Genomic DNA, 16,719 nt, shown 5'->3' with positions numbered 1-16,719 from the left:
ATGTCCGAGGTTCGGATCCGTGACTTCGGGTGGCGGCACGCCGGGCGCCGCGCCTGGGCGGTCCGCGGCCTCGACCTGCACATCCGGCACGGCGAGCGGGTGCTGCTGCTGGGTCCCTCCGGGGCCGGCAAGAGCACCCTGCTCGCCGCGCTGGCCGGCCTGCTGCCCGAGGACTCCGGCGAGGCCGAGGGCACGATCGAGATCGACGGCCTCGAGCCGCGCAAGGCCCGGGACCGGACCGGGATCGTGTTCCAGGACCCGCAGACCCAGCTGGTGATGGCCCGCAGCGGGGACGACGTGGCCTTCGGTCTCGAGAACCGGGGTGTGCCGGCCGCGGAGATCTGGCCACGGGTCAGCGACGCACTGGACCGGGTCGGTTTCCCGTACCCGATCAATCGCCCGACCGCGGCCCTCTCCGGCGGTGAGGCGCAACGCCTGGCTCTCGCCGGGGTCCTGGCGCTGCGGCCCGGGCTTCTGCTGCTGGACGAGCCCACCGCCAACCTCGACCCGCCGGGCGCCGCGCTGATCCGCGACGCGGTGGCCCGCGCGACCGGCGCCGACACCACCCTGATCGTCGTGGAACACCGGGTCGCCGAGGCACTGGAACTCGTCGACCGGGTGGTGGTCCTGGAGCCCGGCGGTGGCGTGCGCGCCGACGGCTCCCCCGACGTGGTCTTCACCGCCTACGGCGACCGGCTGGCGGCGGAAGGGGTCTGGGTGCCCGGCTTCAGCATTCCGCCGGTCAAGGCCACCTCAACCCCGACAACCGATGTCGTACGCGTGACGAGCGCCGCCGTCACCGGCCGACTGGACCCCGTCTCGCTGACCGTCCGCGACGGCGAGGTCCTCGCCGTGACCGGCCCCAACGGCGTCGGCAAGTCGACCCTGGCCCTGGTGCTCGGCGGGCTGACCGCCCCGGACACGGGACAGGTCCGGGTCACCGGCGACCACCGGCCCCCGCACCGATGGCGGGCCGCCACCCTGGCCGGGCGGATCGGATCGGTCTTCCAGAACCCGGAACACCAGTTCGTCACCGGCCGGGTGGCCGACGAACTGGCCCTCGGCCCGCGACGGCTCGGCCGGTCCCCGGCGGAGATCCGGCGGATCGTGGACGACCTGCTGGACCGTCTGCGCCTGACCCGGCTGGCCGACGCCAACCCGTTCACCCTCTCCGGCGGCGAGGCGCGGCGGCTGAGCGTGGCGACGGCGCTGGCCACCGCCCCGCGGCTGCTGGTGCTGGACGAGCCGACATTCGGCCAGGACCGGCGGACGTGGCGGGAACTGATCGGACTGTTCGCGGGGCTCAGGGACGAGGGGCACGCTATCGTCGCGGTCACCCACGACGAGGACTTCGTGCGTACCCTCGCTGATCGCACCTTCCCGCTCGGCGCGCCCGACCCACAACCACTCCCCCGGAGATCGCGGCCGTGATCCTCGCTCCCGCCCCGGTCGCCGACCCGGCCGCCCCGCTGGCCCGCCGCAACCCGGTCGCCAAGCTGGGCGCCGCGCTGCTCTTCTCGCTGCCGCTGATCTCCACGGTGGATCCGGTCACGCCGGCCGCCGCCCTGCTGGTGGAGCTGGCCCTGCTGCCGGCCTTCGGCGTCCGGATGCGGGTGCTGGCCCGCCGTCTCGCCCCGCTGCTGCTCGCCGCCGCCGGGATCCTGGTCTCCATGGTGCTGTTCGCGGCCGACCGCAGCGGCACCCTACTGCTGGCCCTCGGACCGATACAGATCACCACCGGCGTGCTCACCACCGCCACCGCCCTGATCCTGCGGATCTTCGCGGTGGCGCTGCCCGGGATCATCGTGTTCGCCACCACCGACCCCACCGACCTGGCCGACGCGCTGGTGCAGAACGCCAAGGCCCCGGCCCGTTTCGCGATCGGGGCGCTCGCCGCGTTCCGGCTCCTGCCGCTGCTCGGGCAGGAGTGGCGGGCGCTGGCCCTGGCCCGCCGCGCCCGCGGGGTGGACGCCGGGCGCAACCCGGTGGCCCGGCTGCGGCTGTTCGCGTCGACCGCGTTCGCGCTGCTGGTCGGGGCGCTGCGGCGCGGTGTCCGGCTGTCGGTGGCGATGGATTCCCGGGGGTTCGACGCGCGGACACCCCGCACCCATGCCCGCCTGCAGCGATTCACGGGCGCGGACACCGCCCTGCTGGCCGGCGCGGCCGGACTGGCCGCCCTGATCCTGACCGTCGCCGTGCTCACCGGGTTCTTCCAGCCGGTCATCAGTTGACCGTTCGCCGCCCGAGTGGTGCCGACCGTCCCGCCCGCCACCGGTGACGGGATGGTCCCGTTCGAAAGGCGGGATGCGACTCCCTGCCACGCCGCCCACTGATCACGGGTTCCCTAGGCTGAGGGGATGTCGTCGCGTCCCACTCTGCACACATCACTCGCCGAGGCACGCGGCGGCGTGCTGCTCTTCAGCATCACCCCGCCCCGCCGCAGCGCCACCGCGGAGAGAATCAAGGAGATCGCCACGGTCACCCTCGACCGGCTGGGCGGCCTCGACCTCGACGGCCTGATCCTGTACGACATCGACGACGAATCCGACCGCAACCCGGACGAGCGCCCGTTCCCGTACCTGCCGACCCTGGACCCGGCCCGCTACCTGACCGACCACCTGGGCGGCTGGGACAAGCCGGTGATCATCTACCGCTGCGTCGGCAAATACCCGGAGGACGAACTCCGCAACTGGATGGCCTCCGCCGGCCCGGAGGTCCTCGGCGTCTTCGTCGGCGCCTCCTCCGGCGGCAAGGACGTGCACACCGGCCTGCGACGGGCCCAGGAGTTGCGCGCCGAAGTCCGGCCGGACCTGCCGCTGGGCGCCGTGGCGATCAGCGAACGCGCCGACGAACACCTGCGCATGCTCACCAAACAGGACCGCGGCGCGTCGTTCTTCGTCTCCCAGGTCGTCTACCACGTCAACGAGACGAAGAACCTGGTCTCCGACTACTTCTACGAGTGCCGCCGCCGCGGCGTCACCCCGCGCACGATCGTCTTCACGCTGTCGCTCTGCGGCTCGCTGAAGACCCTCGAGTTCGTCCGCTGGCTCGGCGTCGACATCCCGCGCTGGCTGCAGAACTCGATCGAACACTCCCCCGACCCGCTGGCCGAGTCCTACCGGCAGTGCGTCGCCATCGCCCGCGACCTGATCGACTTCTGCGACCACCTGGGCGTCCCGTACGGCTTCAACATCGAAAGCGTCTCCATCCGCAAAGCCGAGATCGAGGCCACCACCGACCTCGCCACCGAGGTCGCCGCCCTGCTGCGGAAGGCGTGACCGCTGGCCCGCTCCGGCTACCGTGGTTTGCGTGATCGACTTCAAGACCGACTCCGTGTTCAAGCTCAACCCGTGCGACCCGCAGGAGGTGCACTCCCAGATCGCCCCGTTCCTCGTGCCGGGTGAGCGGGTCGTCTTCACCTTCAAAACGGTCCGCGACTTCGTCGTCTTCACCGACAAGCGCCTGATCGCCGCCAACGTGCAGGGCATCACCGGTTCGAAGACGGACTTCACCACCCTGCCGTACAACAAGATCCAGGCCTTCTCGGTGGAGACCGCGGGCAGCTTCGACCGTGACTCGGAGCTGGACCTGTGGTTCAGCGGTCTCGGCAACGTGCGCCTCGAGTTCAAGCGCAACGTCGACATCCGCCAGCTGAGCCAGCTGATCGCCACCTACCTCCTCTGACGCGGGGAGGCAGGCGACGCCTCAGTTGACCGACCCGGGGGCCGCCACCCATCGGGTCGGCTGCCCGGTGACCTTAGCCACCTGAGCGAAGTCGTTGTCGTAGTGCAGAAGCGTCATCCGGTGGTCTTCGGCCACCGCCGCGACCACCAGATCAACGGGCCCGGCGGAGCGATGCGCGCCAATATTGAAGAGCCCTTCCTGGATCTCTGGAGCCCGATCGAACACCCGGTCGGTGATGACAACCCAGCAGTAGCTCTCCTCGAGCACCTCCTTCCATCTCGCGCGCTGCTCGGGGGTTTGCGCGGAATGGTAGATCTCCAGCTCGGTCAACGGGCAGATCGCCATCGAACCGGACTCGATGGGGCCTCGCCACCTCTCCTGCAGCTCGGGATTACGCAGCAGCCGAAAGAACGCGCTCGTGTCGATGAGATACCTGATCATCGCGGGCGGTAGTTCTTCTTGTCGGCGAGGGCGTCGAACTCGCCGGCGTCGCCCATTTCCGCCAACCGCTCGAATGCCTCGACTCTGCGGCGCACAGCAATGACCTCGCGCAGCGCGGCATTGATGGTGGCCTCCGGATCGCCCTCCGTTCCAAGGATCTTCGCCGCGGCTTTGAGCGCCTCGACCTCCACGTTGACCCGTAGTTCCGTCATCACATCTCCCACGTGTCGAGCCCTCCCCAATCTAGACGAAAAGCGGGACGTGACTAGTCCCTTGCGACTAGCTCCATGTATCTGGTCGCATGCACACGTTAGATCCGTACATTGATCGACTCAAGCGGGATCACCGGGAAGAATGACGGCATGCTCATCGCTTTCTCCGTCACGCCGATCGGCGCGGGCGACTCCGTCGGGGACGCCGTCGCCGAGGCGGTCCGGGTCGTTCGCGCGTCCGGGCTGCCGAACCGCACCGACGCCATGTTCACCACGATCGAGGGCGAGTGGGACGAGGTGATGGCGGTCGTCAAGCAGGCCGTCGACGCCGTCGCCGCGGTCGCGCCGCGGGTCAGCCTCTCGCTGAAGGCCGACGTCCGCCCCGGCGTCACCGACGCCCTCACCGCGAAGGTCGCGCACATCGAGCGGGTCCTGGGCGACTCATGAGGCGCCTGGTGATGTGGGACATCGACTACACGCTGCTGCGCGGTGGCGGGGTCGCCGCCCGGTCCTGGATCGCCGCGTTCACCGAGATCACCGGTTTGGACTGGCGGGCGACGCCGATCTTCGGCGGGCGCACCGATCTGGACATCTGCGCCGAGGTCTTCGCCACCCACGGGGTGACCGACTGCACGCCGGAGCGGTTCTTCGACCGTTACGTCGCGATCGTGCACGACAACCGGCACGAGTTCGCCGAGCAGGGCACCCTGATGCCCGGGGTCCGCGAGGTGCTGACCCGGCTCGGTGACGACCCGGCCGTGGTGCAGACCCTGGTCACCGGCAACGTCCCGCAGGTCGCGGCGGCGAAGGTCGCGGCGTTCGGGCTGACCGGCTCGTTCGACGCGGAGGTGGGCGGCTACGGCACCGACGACAGCCTGCGCGCCACCCTGGTGCGGCGCAGCCTGGAGCGGGCCCGCGCCAAGTACGGCGAGGACTTCCACCCGGTCGTCATCGGCGACACCGTGCGCGACATCGAGGCGGCCCTGGCCAACGACGCGGTCGCGATCGGCGTGGCGACCGGTGCGACCGCGGCCGCCGATCTGGTGGCGGCCGGCGCGCATGTCGTCCTGCCCGACCTCAGCGACACCGAGAGGGCAGTCAGGGCGCTCTCGAACATCTAATGTGGATGCCGTGGACGCAGAGACGGCACATCCCGCGCGCCGCTACAACTACTGGCTCGGCGGCACCGACAACTTCGCCGCCGACCGCGCTTCCGGCGACGAGCTGGAGCGGCTCTTCCCCAAGGTCCGGGTCGGAGCGCTGGCAAACCGGGCGCTGCTGCAGCGGGCCACCCGGTTCCTGGCCGCCGAGGCCGGGATCCGGCAGTTCCTGGACATCGGCACCGGCCTGCCGACCGCCGACAACACGCACGAGGTGGCGCAGCGGCACGCCCCGGACAGCCGGATCGTCTATGTCGACAACGACCCGATGGTCACCTCGATGGCCGAAAACCTGCTGACGAGCAGTGCCGAGGGCCGGACGGCATACCTCGAGGCCGACCTGAGGGACCCGGCGGCGATCCTCGCACACGACACGCTGCGCGAGACCCTCGACCTGTCGCAGCCGGTCGGCCTGATGCTGATCGCGGTCCTGCATTTCCTGCACGGTCCCGGCGCGGCGAAACCGGTCGTCGGCCGACTGCTGGACGCGCTGCCGCCGGGCAGTTTCCTGGTGGCCACGCACGCCACCTCGGATTTCGGCACGCCCGAGCAGCAGGCGCTCTATCAGCAGCTGGTCGAGCAGGGGAGGTCCGACGTCTGGACCCGGTCCCGGGACGAGTTCGCCGACCTGTTCGCCGGTCTCGAGCTGGTCGATCCGGGGGTCGTGCCGGCCAGTGAGTGGCGTCCCGACCCGGGCACCCTGATCCCGGACCGCTCCGACATCAACGTGTGGGCCGCCGTCGGCCGTAAACCTTGAGGGGCGCCACCACTCACGCAGGCCGCCCGGTGGCTCTCGCGGGTTGGACGCGCAGCGGCCAGCGGGAGTCGCCGGGCCCTCGGCGGGAGCGACGGTCCGCACCCACCACCCCGCTACGACATCGGTTCTAATCTTTTATGTCGGACTCACCGGGTTGGGCAGCGCTCCGCCGAAACGCCGGTCGCGCTGCGCGTAGAGCTCGCAGGCATACCAGAGATGGCGACGGTCGAAATCGGGCCAGAGGGTGTCCAGGTAGACCATCTCCGCATAGGCCGACTGCCAGAGCAGGAAGTTCGACGTGCGCTGCTCGCCGGAGGGCCGCAGGAACATGTCCACCTCCGGCACCTCGGGGTGGTACAGGTATTTGGCGATGGTCTTCTCGTTGACCTTGTCGGCCTTGAGCTTGCCGGCCGCCACGTCGCGGGCGATGGCCGCCGTCGCGTCGGCGATCTCCGCCTGGCCGCCGTAGTTGACGCAGAACTGCAGGGTGAGCGTCTTGTTGCCCTTGCTCATCTCCTCGGCGGTCTGCAGCTCGGAGATGACGCTCTTCCACAGGCGACCGGACCGGCCGGACCAGACCACCCGCACGCCCAGGTCGACCAGCTGGTCGCGGCGACGGCGGATGACGTCGCGGTTGAAGCCCATCAGGAAGCGCACCTCCTCGGGCGAACGCTTCCAGTTCTCGGTGGAGAACGCGTAGGCCGAGAGATAGGGGATCCCGAGCTCGATGGCGCCCTCGATGGTGTCGAACAGGCTGTGTTCGCCCTGCTCATGCCCCTTGGTGCGGGAGAGTCCCCGGTCCTTGGCCCAGCGGCCGTTGCCGTCCATGACGATCGCCACGTGTTTCGGGATCGCCGCGGCGGGCAGCTTGGGCGGCTGGGCACCGGAGATGTGCGGGGTGGGCGGACGCGGGCTCAAGGGTTCAACTCCCGTCGATCGACGAGCGGCAGCGATCGCAGCGCTCGTTCCATGTGCCATTGCAGGTGGGCGGCGACCAGGCCGCTGCACTCCCGGCGCACCTCGGCCTCGGAGGCGTCGGCGACGGTCCAGTCGCCGGAGGTGAGGGCGCTCATCAAGCCGAGTGTGGCAGGGCTGGGGTGGGCCGCGCCGGGTGGCCGGCAGTCCGGGCAGACCGAACCGCCGGCCGGGACGGCGAAGGCGGCGTGCTGCCCGGGGGTGCCACAGACCGCGCACTCGGCGACCGCCGGTGCCCAGCCGGCGAACGCCATGGCGCGCAGCAGGTAGGCGTCGAGCACCAGGGTGCCGGCGTGCTCACCGGACGACAGCGCCTTGACCGCGCCGAGGGTCAGCTGGAACAGCCGCAGCGCGGGCTCCCGCTCGACCGGGGTGAGTCGCTCGGCGGTCTCGCAGATCGCGCTGGCGGCGGTGTATCGCGGGTAGTCGCCGAGCAGGTTCTTGCCGTAGAGCGCGACCGCCTCGACCTGACTGACCGAGTGCAGCGAGCTGCCCACCCCCTCGGGGGAACCGGCCAGCTGCAGGTCGATGTGCCCGAACGGCTCGAGCCGGGCACCGAAACGGGAGTTGGTGCGGCGCACGCCCCGGGCCACCGCGCGCAACCGGCCGTGCCGGCGGGTCAGCAGGGTGACGATCCGGTCGCTCTCGCCGAGTTTCTGCACACGCAGCACCACCGCGTCGTCGCGGTAGAGCTGTCGGCGGTATCCGGCGGCTGGCACCCCGCCATTGTGCCCGGTGCCTACGACATACCCTGACCCGGATCTCAGGGTCGGCTCCGGGGCGGGACCGGTGGTGTCTCAGGGGCTGCCGGAAATAGCGTCGAGCCATGAGCCGACGTGCCGCCCTGATCCTCACCTCTGCCCTCGTCCTGGCCGGATGCGACCAGGCGGTCGGCGCCCGGATGATCTTCAACGACACCGAGACGACGAAGGTCACCGACATCGTGCTGACCGGTGGCAATGGCGACGTGCGGGTGCGCACCGGCACCGAGGCCACCACGAAGGTCCAGCGGGTGGTCACCGGCGGCACCTCGCCCGGCTCGTCCTACACCCTGAAGGACGGGGTGCTGTCCCTGACCACCGACTGCGGGTCCGACTGCCGCGTCTCCTACGAGATCGAGGCCCCGGCCGGGGTGACGGTCCGCGGCGAGATGCGGTCCGGTGACGTGTTCCTCACCCAGGTCGGCCCGGTCGACCTGAAACTGACCTCCGGCGACGTCGCCGTGGAGGATGCGACAAGCGACGTGGCGGTCCGGTCGACGTCGGGCGACATCTCGGTGACGGGTGGCGGCGCCGCGAGCCTGGAGACCACCAACGGCGACATCGTCGCACTCGGCACGACCGGCCCGATGACGGCGCGCAGCACGTCGGGCGACATCGCTCTCAACCTGGCGTCGGCGTCGTCGGTGACGGCGACAGTGGCCAACGGCGACATCGAGGTGTTCGTGCCGCGCGGCGACTACCGGATCAGCGCCCAGTCCGCCCACGGCGAGGCGACGGTGATGGACCTTGCCGACGACCCGAAGGCGGCGAACACCCTGAACCTACGAGCGAGCAACGGCGACATCACGGTCACCGGCCGCTGAGGCCCCCGGCGCCGGGGGCCTCAGCGGCCGGTGACCCGGCACCAGCGCGGGCCGGCGGCCGGCCGCCAGGTCCTCGATCCAGCCCACCGCGAGGGTGATCAGGGCGAGCAGCGCGATCACCACGGCGCTGCGCCAGATCAGGCCGGCGTTGCCGCCGGGCAGCTGGTGACGTTCGCCGAACTGCACGACCGTCACGATGATCGGGATGTGCCAGAGATAGATGGTGAGCGCCCGGGCGTTCAGCAGCGTGAGCACCCGGCTCTCGCCCACCATCGGCGCGGTGATGCCGAGCGCGACCAGGATGAACGCGGCCGACCAGAGGGCGTTGCCGAGCGGGATGTCGTTCAGGTCGTACCCGCGCGGGCCGGGATGGGTGATCACCCAGATCGCGGCGGGCACGGCGAGCGTCCCGGCCAGCAGAAAAATCTTCCGGCGGCCGAGGCGCTGCAGCCGGCCGTCGTGGTGGGCGAAACCGAGCATCCACGCGCCGCCGTAGAACGCCATGTGGAAGGCGATCGACGGCACCTCGATCGCGCTCACCGTCAGCACGATCAGCACCAGGTACGGCGTGACGATCGTGGCCAGCGGGAACCGCCGGTACACCGGCAGGGCCAGCGGCGACAGCAGCACGAACCAGAGGAAGTCGCGCAGGTACCAGGTGTGGTTCAGCGCCTGCGCCCACCAGCCGTGCGCGGTCGCGTCGGCCAGCGGGAACCCCCAGAGCAGCATCCGGGTGTCCCACGGCCGGCCGGTGGCCAGCATCGCGGTCACCGCGATCACGCCGATCACCCAGAGCGAGGGCAGCAGGCGGCGCAGGCGGCGTTCCACCGCCCACGCCCCGAACCGGTCCAGAGAGTTCGCCATCAGCGAGCCGGCCAGCGCGAACATCACCGACATCGCCGGGAAGACGATGGTCAGCGCAGCCCATCCGGTCAGGTGGTACACCACCACCCGAACGGTGGCCACGGCGCGCAGGAGGTCCAGGTACCGGTTCCGCATGGCCACAGGTGTTACCCGTGATATGCAGAAAAGTGCAAACCGCGGTGAACTATCCCATAGTCAGCGAATATCCATACCTCGATCTAAAAGCCGAGCTTACGCAGCTGCTTCGGATCCCTCTGCCACTCCTTGGCCACCCGGACATGAAGATCCAGGTAAACCTTGGTACCCAGAAGCTCCTCGATCTCACCCCGGGCCCGGGAACCGACCTCCTTGAGGCGCGCACCTCGACTGCCGATCACGATCGACTTCTGGCTGTCCCGTTCCACGTACACGTCGGCGTAGATCTTGGTGAGCTTGCCCTCGACCAACATCTCCTCGACGATCACGGCGATCGAATGCGGCAGCTCGTCGCGGACGCCCTCCAGCGCCGCCTCGCGGATCAGCTCGCCGATCAGCACCTGCTCCGGCTCGTCGGTCAGCACGTCGTCCGGATAGAGCTGCGGCGACGGCGGCAGATGACCGATCATCACGTCGGTCAGGTTCTCCACCTGGTGCCCGGAGACCGCGCTGACCGGGATGATCTCCGCGAAGTCGTAGAGCTCCGCGACCGCGAGCAGCCTCTCGGCCAGCACCGCCGGGCTGACCAGGTCGACCTTCGTCACCACGGCGATCACCGTGGCCTTCAGCGCACTGATCTCGGTCGAGATGAACCGGTCACCGCGCCCGATCGGCTCGTCCGCCGGGAAGCACACCCCGATCACGTCGACCTCGCTCCACGTCTCGCGGACCAGGTCGTTGAGGCGCTCGCCGAGCAGCGTCCGCGGACGGTGCAGACCCGGCGTGTCGACCAGCACCAGCTGCGAATCGGGGCGGTGCAGGATGCCCCGGATGACGTGCCGGGTGGTCTGCGGCTTGTTCGAGGTGATCGCGATCTTCTGACCCACGATCGCGTTGGTCAGCGTCGACTTGCCGGCGTTCGGCCGCCCGACGAAACAGGCGAAACCCGCGCGGTAGTCACCCTCACCGCGTTTCTGGGCAGACGCGGCCTTGTGCCGGTGCACCCGCTGCTGCGGCGCGCCACGCCTCTCCTCACCGGAGGATCCCTCAGGGGTACGCGCCACACCTGACTCAGAAGCACCAGCACGTCCCCGAGCAGTCCCCGGCTGTCCGGCCCCCGTGGTGCCATGACGATCAGCCGTGGCGCCGGGGCGGGTCCGCGGCTTGCGCGGGCGCTGCTGCTGATCGCCCTGATCGGCGGCCCGCTTCGCCGCCCGCCGTTCCTGGCGCAGCTTCTCGTTGCGTTCGCCGGCCGTCAGACGGCGTTCCCCACCGGCCTGGCCCTCGCCGCTCGGACGGCCCGCGCCCGGACGGCCGGTGCCGCTCTGACGGTCGCCGCCCTTGCGGGTGCCCGTCTGCGGATCCGCGGTCAGGCTCCGGATGGTGTGCTTCTGCTTGCCGCCGGACTGGCGCTCGCCGTTCTGACGCTCACCGCCCTGGCGGGCGGCACCGGCCTGACGGCTGCCGGTCTGACGCTTCTTCTGCTCGCCGTTCTTACCCGGCTCCCGGCCCGTCACTGGGTGACCGTGCCCAGCAGCGAACCGTCCGGGCCCGCCACGTGGATCGGCGCGTCGGCCGCCAGGTCACGCACCGCCGCGTGCCCACCGCCGTCGAGCGTCGACGCCTCGGTCACCACCGCGGCCGCCTCCAGCCGGGTCGCGCCGGACGCGGCGGCCTGCGCCACCGCCAGCTGCAGCGCGGTGACCGCCAGGTGCGGCAGGGCCACGGTCGCCGCCGCGTAGGTGCGGCCGTCCTGGTCACGGACCGCGGCGCCCTCGACCGAGCCCACCCGGGCCCGGGAGCTGCGCGCCAAGGTCACCAGTTTGGCGTCCTCGGCGCTCAGCACGGCGCCGTCCGCGCTCGGTACGGTCGCGGCGGCAAAGGTCTGGTCAGGCATCGGCGGGTTGTCTTTCCTCATTCTCGGCAACGTTCTCATCGGCCGGGCCGCGGGGCGGCTCCGGCATGACCCGGCGCACCAGCACCGAGTCGATCCTGTTCCGCCGGCCGGTGGTGCCCTCGGCGGTCAGGTGCAGGCCCTCGACCTCGACCGTGGCACCGGGGATCGGCACCCGGCCCAGGGTCTGTGCGAGCAGGCCGCCGACGGTCTCCACCTCGTCGGCCGGCAGCTCCACGCCGAACACGTCGCCCAGGTCCTCGATCGGCAGCCGTGCGGTCACCCGCACCGCGCCGTCGTCGAGGTGCTCGATCGGCGGGCGTTCGACGTCGTACTCGTCGGTGATCTCGCCGACGATCTCCTCGAGGATGTCCTCGATGGTGACCAGGCCGGCCGTGCCACCGTACTCGTCGACCACGATCACCAGGTGGTTGCGGGCGGCCTGCATCTCGGAGAGCAGGTCGTCGACCGGTTTCGACTCGGGCACGAAGGTCGCCGGGCGCATCGCGTCGGCCACCGCCTGCGCGGCCGCCGCCGGATCCCCGTTCTGGGTCCGCCGGATGACGTCCTTGAGGTAGAGCACGCCCAGCACGTCGTCGACGCTCTCGCCGATCACCGGGATCCGGGAGAACCCGGACCGCAGGAACAGGAAGAGCGCCTGTTGCAGTGTCTTCGACGCCTCGATCCACACCATCTCGGTCCGCGGCACCATCACCTCACGGGCGATCGTGTCGCTGAGCGCGAACACCGAGTGGATCATCTCGCGTTCGCCGTGCTCCACCACGCCGCGCTGCTCGGCCAGGTCGACCAGCTCCCGCAGCTCGACCTGGCTGCCGAACGGCCCCTCCGGGAAGCCCTTGCCGGGCGTCACCGCGTTGCCGATCAGGATCAGCAGCTTGGCCAGCGGGTTGAGGACCTTGCCCAGCCAGCGGACCAGTGGCGCGGTCGCCCGGCCCACCGCGTACGCGTGCTGCCGGCCGACGGTCCGCGGGGCGACACCGACCACCACGAAACTGACGAGCGTCATCGCGCCGGCGGTGACCAGCGCGGCACGCCAGCCCACGCCCCAGCTGTCCACCGCGACCAGCGCCACCATGGTGGTCGCGGTCAGCTCGAACAGCAGGCGCAGAAGCAGCAGCAGGTTGACGTAGCGGACCACGTCGGAGACGACCGCGGCCAGTGCTCCCGCGCCCCGCTGCCCCTCCTTGTCCAACTCCGTCGCCCGGGCGTGCGAGACGGTCGCCAGCGCGGCGTCCGTCATCGACGCGAGTCCGGCCAGGAACACCAACACGACCGCGACGACGATCAACTGCACATCCGGCAGGCCCGCCGAGACGGCGGACGCTGCCAGAGGTTGGGCGGGCTCCACGGCGCTCAGCCGGCCTTACGACCGGCGCGCCAGCTCTGCAGAAGCTTGTTCTGCAGGGCGAACATCTCCCGCTCCTCGTCCGGCTCGGCGTGGTCGTAGCCGAGCAGGTGCAGAGCGCCGTGCACGGTGAGCAGGTGCATCTCGTCGGCGGCCGAGTGCCCGGCCACCGCCGCCTGCTTCGCGGCGACCTCGGGCGAGAGCACGATGTCGCCGAGCAGCGCCGGCTCACCGGCACCGGACTCGCCCGGACCGTGGTCGACGCTGCCCTCGTCCATCGGGAAGGCGAGCACGTCGGTCGGACCGTCGCTGCCCATCCACCGGTGGTTCAGCTCGGCCATGTAGTCGATGTCGACGAGCAGGATCGACAGCTCGGCGAGCGGGTTGACCCCCATCTCGTCCAGGGCGTGCCGGGCAACCGCGAGGATCGCGTCGGTGTCGACCTCGACTCCCGACTCGTTGGCGATCTCGATGGACATAGTGGTGCGATTACCCCTTGTACTAGCGCCGTCGACCCGGCCGGCCACCACTGGCGGCCCGGCCCGGCACGGCGTGGACGGATTGTGCTGCCTGTTGTTCCTGCTCGGCGTCGAACCGCGCGTAGGCGTCGACGATCTCGGCGACCAGGCGGTGCCGCACCACGTCGGAGCTGGACAGCTCCGCGAAGTGCACGTCCTCCACGTCGCGCAGGATCTCCCGCACGACCTTGAGGCCGCTGGTGGTGCCGCCGGGCAGGTCGACCTGGGTGACGTCGCCGGTGACCACGATGCTCGAGTTGAAGCCGAGACGGGTCAGGAACATCTTCATCTGCTCGGGCGTGGTGTTCTGCGCCTCGTCGAGAATGATGAACGCGTCGTTGAGCGTGCGCCCGCGCATGTAGGCGAGCGGCGCGACCTCGATCGTGCCGGCCGCCATCAGGCGCGGGATGCTCTCCGGGTCGAGCATGTCGTGCAGGGCGTCGTAGAGCGGCCGCAGATAGGGGTCGATCTTCTCGGTGAGCGTGCCGGGCAGGAAGCCCAGACGCTCGCCCGCCTCGACCGCCGGCCGGGTCAGGATGATCCGGCTGATCTGCTTGGCCTGCAGCGCCTGCACGGCCTTGGCCATGGCGAGGTACGTCTTACCGGTACCCGCCGGGCCGATGCCGAAGACGATGGTGTTGGCGTCGATGGCGTCGACGTAACGCTTCTGGCCCAGCGTCTTGGGCCGGATGGTGCGCCCGCGCCGGGACAGGATGTTGAGGGTGAGCACCTCGGCGGGACGCTCGGAGGTGTTGGCCTCGAGCATCGCCAGGGTCCGGCGGACGGCGTCGACGGTGAGCGTCTCGCCCTTCTCGATGAGCTCGATCAGCTCGGCGAAGAGGCGTTCGGCGATGGCGTTGTCGGCCGGTTCCCCGGTGATGGTGATCTCGTTGCCACGGACGTGCACGTCGCTGTCGAGACTGCGCTCGACGAGGCGGAGGATCTCGTCCTTGGCGCCGAGCAGGTTCACCATGATCTTCGGGTCGCTCACCGAGATCTTGGTCTGCGCCCGCACCGGGCCGGACGAGCCCGTGCTGGAAGAATTCGGCGTACCGGTCATAGGGCGGCCCAGCGGGCCTCCGCCACCTGCTCTCGTTCTCTGCGTCGTCCCGGGGGCTGGGTCCTGTGGCTCAGGCGGGGCGGCGTGCTCAAGGATCGTGCCATCCTATCCGCTCCCCCGTCCGCTCGCCGATGCCATTATCGGCCGCCCGGGGGAGATCACCCGCCCGCTTCGCCGCAACCCCACACCACCGTGGCCCTCCCCGGGCGCGCTCGGCGTCCCGTCCGCGCCGAACGGGACGGGGCTCTGCGCGTACCCGGGAAAGGACGCCGTCAGGCGGGCTCGGGGCCGGACGACGCCGGACCGCCGTCGAAGCCCTCCTGCAGACGGGTGAACCGGTACGTCGCCCAGTGCATCCGGACCACCGCCCCGGACTCGTCACGGGTCAGCCGCAGCAGCTCGCCCGCCTCCCGTCCGGAGACCGTACGCAGCACGTCGGCCCGCTCCGGGGTGGGCCGGAACACCGCCGGCGGCCGGTCCGCGGGCGCCTCCGCCGCACGGGCCTGCAGCGCGCCGTCGTGCCAGGCGAAGACGAACTCGCTGCCCTCGCTCCACCAGCGGCCCAGCACCGAACGGTAGGACTTCGGCGCGGGCGGCGCCGGACGCCACGGGTGGATGTCCGCGGGATCGGCCTCGACGGCCAGCCGCAGCAGCTCGTGGACCAGCTCGTTGGTCTGCCCCGCGGTGCCGGAGGACCCGAGGACGGCACAGCCCAGCGCCCCCGGGTTGCCCTCCCCGCCACGCCGGCCGTAGACGCCGGCCAGGAATCCGGGCATCGCCCCGTCGTGGCCGACGTGCACCACGCGCTTGCCGTCCGGGACCAGGATCAGGCCGAGACCGAACCCGGCACCCCACAGGGTCTCGTCGGTGGTGGTCAGCGGCCAGCGCATCTCGTCGAGGCTGGCGGCGGCGAGCACCCGGCCGTCCGGGTCGCTCGACTCCGGAGTGGCCAGGAACGCCGACCAGCGGGCCATGTCGCCGGCGGTGCTCCACACCTGCGCGGCCGGTCCGACACCGCCGAGGTCGACCGGAGGTTCCGGCCGGGCGGCGTCGGAGTAGGCGTCGACCAGGTACCCGGTGACCGCCTCGGCCGGCCGCTCGACCGTGGTGGAGAGCAGCCCGAGCGGGGCGAGGATGCGCTCGGCGAGGATCTCCGCCCAGGTGCCGCCACGCACCTCGGCCACGATCCGCCCGAGCACGGCGAGTCCCAGGTTGGAGTAGTGGAAGCGGCGCGCGTTGGGCAGCACCCGCTCGGCCCGGTCCAGTTCGGCGATCAGCCGCGTCGCGTCCGGGGTGATCAGGGTGTCCCAGACGTCGCCGTGCGGCTCCCGCTGGAACCCGGAGGTGTGCGACAGCAGCCGGCGCAGGGTGGCGTCACCGTGCGCGGGCACGTCGAGGTAGGCCGAGACCGGCTGGTCCAGGTCGAGCAGCCCCTCGTCGCGGGCCTGCATGACGAGCACCGCGGTGAGGGTCTTGGTGACCGATCCGATCCGGAACCGGCTGTCGGCACCGAGCGGGTGGTCCGGGTTGCCGGAGTCACCGACGGTGAACACCCACGGTTCCCGGTCGGGGCGGTGCAGGGCCACGGAGAGTGCCGGGATGCGCCCCTCGGCCTGGGCCCGGCGTGCGGCGCGTTCGTAGCGTCCGGTGGGCGTGCTCACCTGGCGGCCAGCATCGGGCCCAGCGGGGCGCCACCGACGACGTGCGCGTGGACGTGGAAGACCTCCTGGCCGCCGTGACCACCGGTGTTGAAGATCACCCGGAAGCCCTCGGTGAGGCCCTCGCTCTCGGCGACCGCGGCGGCGGTGGCCAGCACGTCCGCGGCGGCGGCCGGGTCGGCGGCGAGTGCGGTCACGTCGGCGTGATGGGCGACCGGGATCACCAGCACGTGGGTCGGCGCCTTCGGGTCGATGTCCCGGAAGGCGAGGGTGGTCTCGGTGCGGTGTACGACGGTCGCCGGTATCTCACCGGCCACGATGCGACAGAAGAGGCAGGAGTTTTCCACCTGTCGGATCTTATGTCGTACGGATTGAATGGTCGGCGGATCCTCACACCCGATCACGGGAGC

General features: G+C 70.8%; 20 protein-coding genes. 8 read left to right on the top strand and 12 right to left on the bottom strand.

All coding sequences use genetic code 11. The annotated features are described in order from the left end of the window. From QSK32_RS09420 to QSK32_RS09405, 4 genes are all read left to right on the top strand, one after another. On the top strand, positions 1–1,431 hold the full coding sequence (locus tag QSK32_RS09420) for an ABC transporter ATP-binding protein (protein WP_285471674.1): 1,431 nt from the start codon (positions 1–3) through the stop codon (positions 1,429–1,431). Next, entirely contained in the window at positions 1,428–2,231 is an 804-nt protein-coding gene (locus QSK32_RS09415) for an energy-coupling factor transporter transmembrane component T family protein (protein ID WP_425394654.1), read from the top strand. Before QSK32_RS09420 ends, QSK32_RS09415 begins: the two co-directional genes overlap by 4 nt. A gap of 126 nt (positions 2,232–2,357) precedes the next feature. Further along, positions 2,358–3,278: a methylenetetrahydrofolate reductase gene (locus tag QSK32_RS09410; protein ID WP_285471673.1), complete on the top strand. Its 921-nt coding sequence runs from the start codon at positions 2,358–2,360 to the stop codon at positions 3,276–3,278. Positions 3,279–3,309: 31 nt separating this feature from the next. Beyond that, entirely contained in the window at positions 3,310–3,684 is a 375-nt protein-coding gene (locus tag QSK32_RS09405; RefSeq protein ID WP_045743368.1) for a PH domain-containing protein, read from the top strand. 21 nt (positions 3,685–3,705) lie between these two features. Here QSK32_RS09405 and QSK32_RS09400 read toward each other — a convergent pair whose 3' ends face one another. Next, a complete protein-coding gene (locus QSK32_RS09400) occupies positions 3,706–4,125 on the bottom strand; it encodes a PIN domain nuclease (protein WP_285471672.1) in 420 nt (139 codons plus the stop codon). Next, positions 4,122–4,337: a hypothetical protein gene (locus QSK32_RS09395; RefSeq protein ID WP_045743370.1), complete on the bottom strand. Its 216-nt coding sequence runs from the start codon at positions 4,335–4,337 to the stop codon at positions 4,122–4,124. The genes QSK32_RS09400 and QSK32_RS09395 overlap by 4 nt, the downstream gene beginning before the upstream one ends. 150 nt (positions 4,338–4,487) lie before the next feature. Between QSK32_RS09395 and QSK32_RS09390 the strand changes: the two genes are divergently transcribed. The 3 genes from QSK32_RS09390 to QSK32_RS09380 are packed head-to-tail and all read left to right on the top strand — an operon-like array spanning position 4,488 to position 6,254. Next, a complete protein-coding gene (locus tag QSK32_RS09390; RefSeq protein WP_045743371.1) occupies positions 4,488–4,784 on the top strand; it encodes an MTH1187 family thiamine-binding protein in 297 nt (98 codons plus the stop codon). After that, the gene (locus tag QSK32_RS09385) at positions 4,781–5,458 is read left to right on the top strand and encodes an HAD family hydrolase (RefSeq protein WP_045743372.1); all 678 of its coding nucleotides are present in this window, start codon (positions 4,781–4,783) and stop codon (positions 5,456–5,458) included. The genes QSK32_RS09390 and QSK32_RS09385 overlap by 4 nt, the downstream gene beginning before the upstream one ends. Positions 5,459–5,468: 10 nt before the next feature. Then, positions 5,469–6,254, top strand: a complete 786-nt coding sequence (locus tag QSK32_RS09380; protein ID WP_245674012.1) for an SAM-dependent methyltransferase — start codon at positions 5,469–5,471, stop codon at positions 6,252–6,254. Positions 6,255–6,389: 135 nt separating this feature from the next. On the opposite strand, the gene QSK32_RS09375 is transcribed toward QSK32_RS09380, so the two are convergent. Together QSK32_RS09375 and recO are read right to left on the bottom strand one after the other, a co-directional pair. Continuing rightward, a complete protein-coding gene (locus QSK32_RS09375) occupies positions 6,390–7,172 on the bottom strand; it encodes an isoprenyl transferase (RefSeq protein WP_045743374.1) in 783 nt (260 codons plus the stop codon). Beyond that, positions 7,169–7,948 carry a DNA repair protein RecO gene (gene recO / locus QSK32_RS09370; RefSeq protein WP_045743375.1) on the bottom strand — a complete coding sequence of 260 codons (780 nt, stop codon included), beginning with the start codon at positions 7,946–7,948 and terminating at the stop codon, positions 7,169–7,171. Before recO ends, QSK32_RS09375 begins: the two co-directional genes overlap by 4 nt. A 107-nt stretch (positions 7,949–8,055) precedes the next feature. On the opposite strand from recO, the gene QSK32_RS09365 reads away from it, so the two are divergent. Further along, a complete protein-coding gene (locus tag QSK32_RS09365; RefSeq protein ID WP_285471671.1) occupies positions 8,056–8,814 on the top strand; it encodes a DUF4097 family beta strand repeat-containing protein in 759 nt (252 codons plus the stop codon). On the opposite strand, the gene QSK32_RS09360 is transcribed toward QSK32_RS09365, so the two are convergent. From QSK32_RS09360 to QSK32_RS09325, 8 genes are all read right to left on the bottom strand, one after another. Further along, the gene (locus tag QSK32_RS09360) at positions 8,773–9,813 is read right to left on the bottom strand and encodes an acyltransferase family protein (protein ID WP_285471670.1); all 1,041 of its coding nucleotides are present in this window, start codon (positions 9,811–9,813) and stop codon (positions 8,773–8,775) included. The genes QSK32_RS09365 and QSK32_RS09360 overlap by 42 nt on opposite strands. Positions 9,814–9,896: 83 nt before the next feature. Next, positions 9,897–10,817: a GTPase Era gene (gene era, locus QSK32_RS09355; protein ID WP_045743437.1), complete on the bottom strand. Its 921-nt coding sequence runs from the start codon at positions 10,815–10,817 to the stop codon at positions 9,897–9,899. Positions 10,818–11,326: 509 nt separating this feature from the next. Then, positions 11,327–11,710, bottom strand: a complete 384-nt coding sequence (locus QSK32_RS09350) for a cytidine deaminase-like protein (protein ID WP_045743377.1) — start codon at positions 11,708–11,710, stop codon at positions 11,327–11,329. Next, a complete protein-coding gene (locus QSK32_RS09345) occupies positions 11,703–13,076 on the bottom strand; it encodes a hemolysin family protein (RefSeq protein WP_045743378.1) in 1,374 nt (457 codons plus the stop codon). The genes QSK32_RS09350 and QSK32_RS09345 overlap by 8 nt, the downstream gene beginning before the upstream one ends. A gap of 5 nt (positions 13,077–13,081) precedes the next feature. Continuing rightward, complete coding sequence (gene ybeY, locus QSK32_RS09340) at positions 13,082–13,552, bottom strand: rRNA maturation RNase YbeY (protein ID WP_045743379.1); 471 nt, start codon at positions 13,550–13,552, stop codon at positions 13,082–13,084. A 22-nt stretch (positions 13,553–13,574) separates the two neighbouring features. Continuing rightward, positions 13,575–14,651, bottom strand: coding sequence for a PhoH family protein (locus QSK32_RS09335; protein WP_045743380.1), 1,077 nt, complete (start codon positions 14,649–14,651; stop codon positions 13,575–13,577). Positions 14,652–14,923: 272 nt separating this feature from the next. After that, positions 14,924–16,312 carry a serine hydrolase domain-containing protein gene (locus QSK32_RS09330; protein ID WP_045743381.1) on the bottom strand — a complete coding sequence of 463 codons (1,389 nt, stop codon included), beginning with the start codon at positions 16,310–16,312 and terminating at the stop codon, positions 14,924–14,926. Further along, on the bottom strand, positions 16,309–16,656 hold the full coding sequence (locus tag QSK32_RS09325; RefSeq protein ID WP_045743382.1) for an HIT domain-containing protein: 348 nt from the start codon (positions 16,654–16,656) through the stop codon (positions 16,309–16,311). Before QSK32_RS09325 ends, QSK32_RS09330 begins: the two co-directional genes overlap by 4 nt. Between the last annotated feature and the right edge of the window lie 63 nt (positions 16,657–16,719).

Origin of the sequence: Actinoplanes sp. NBRC 101535, from assembly GCF_030269225.1 — a bacterium.
Taxonomy (GTDB): Bacteria; Actinomycetota; Actinomycetes; order Mycobacteriales; family Micromonosporaceae; genus Actinoplanes; species Actinoplanes rectilineatus.
This window is presented reverse-complemented; position numbering and strand designations above follow the sequence as displayed.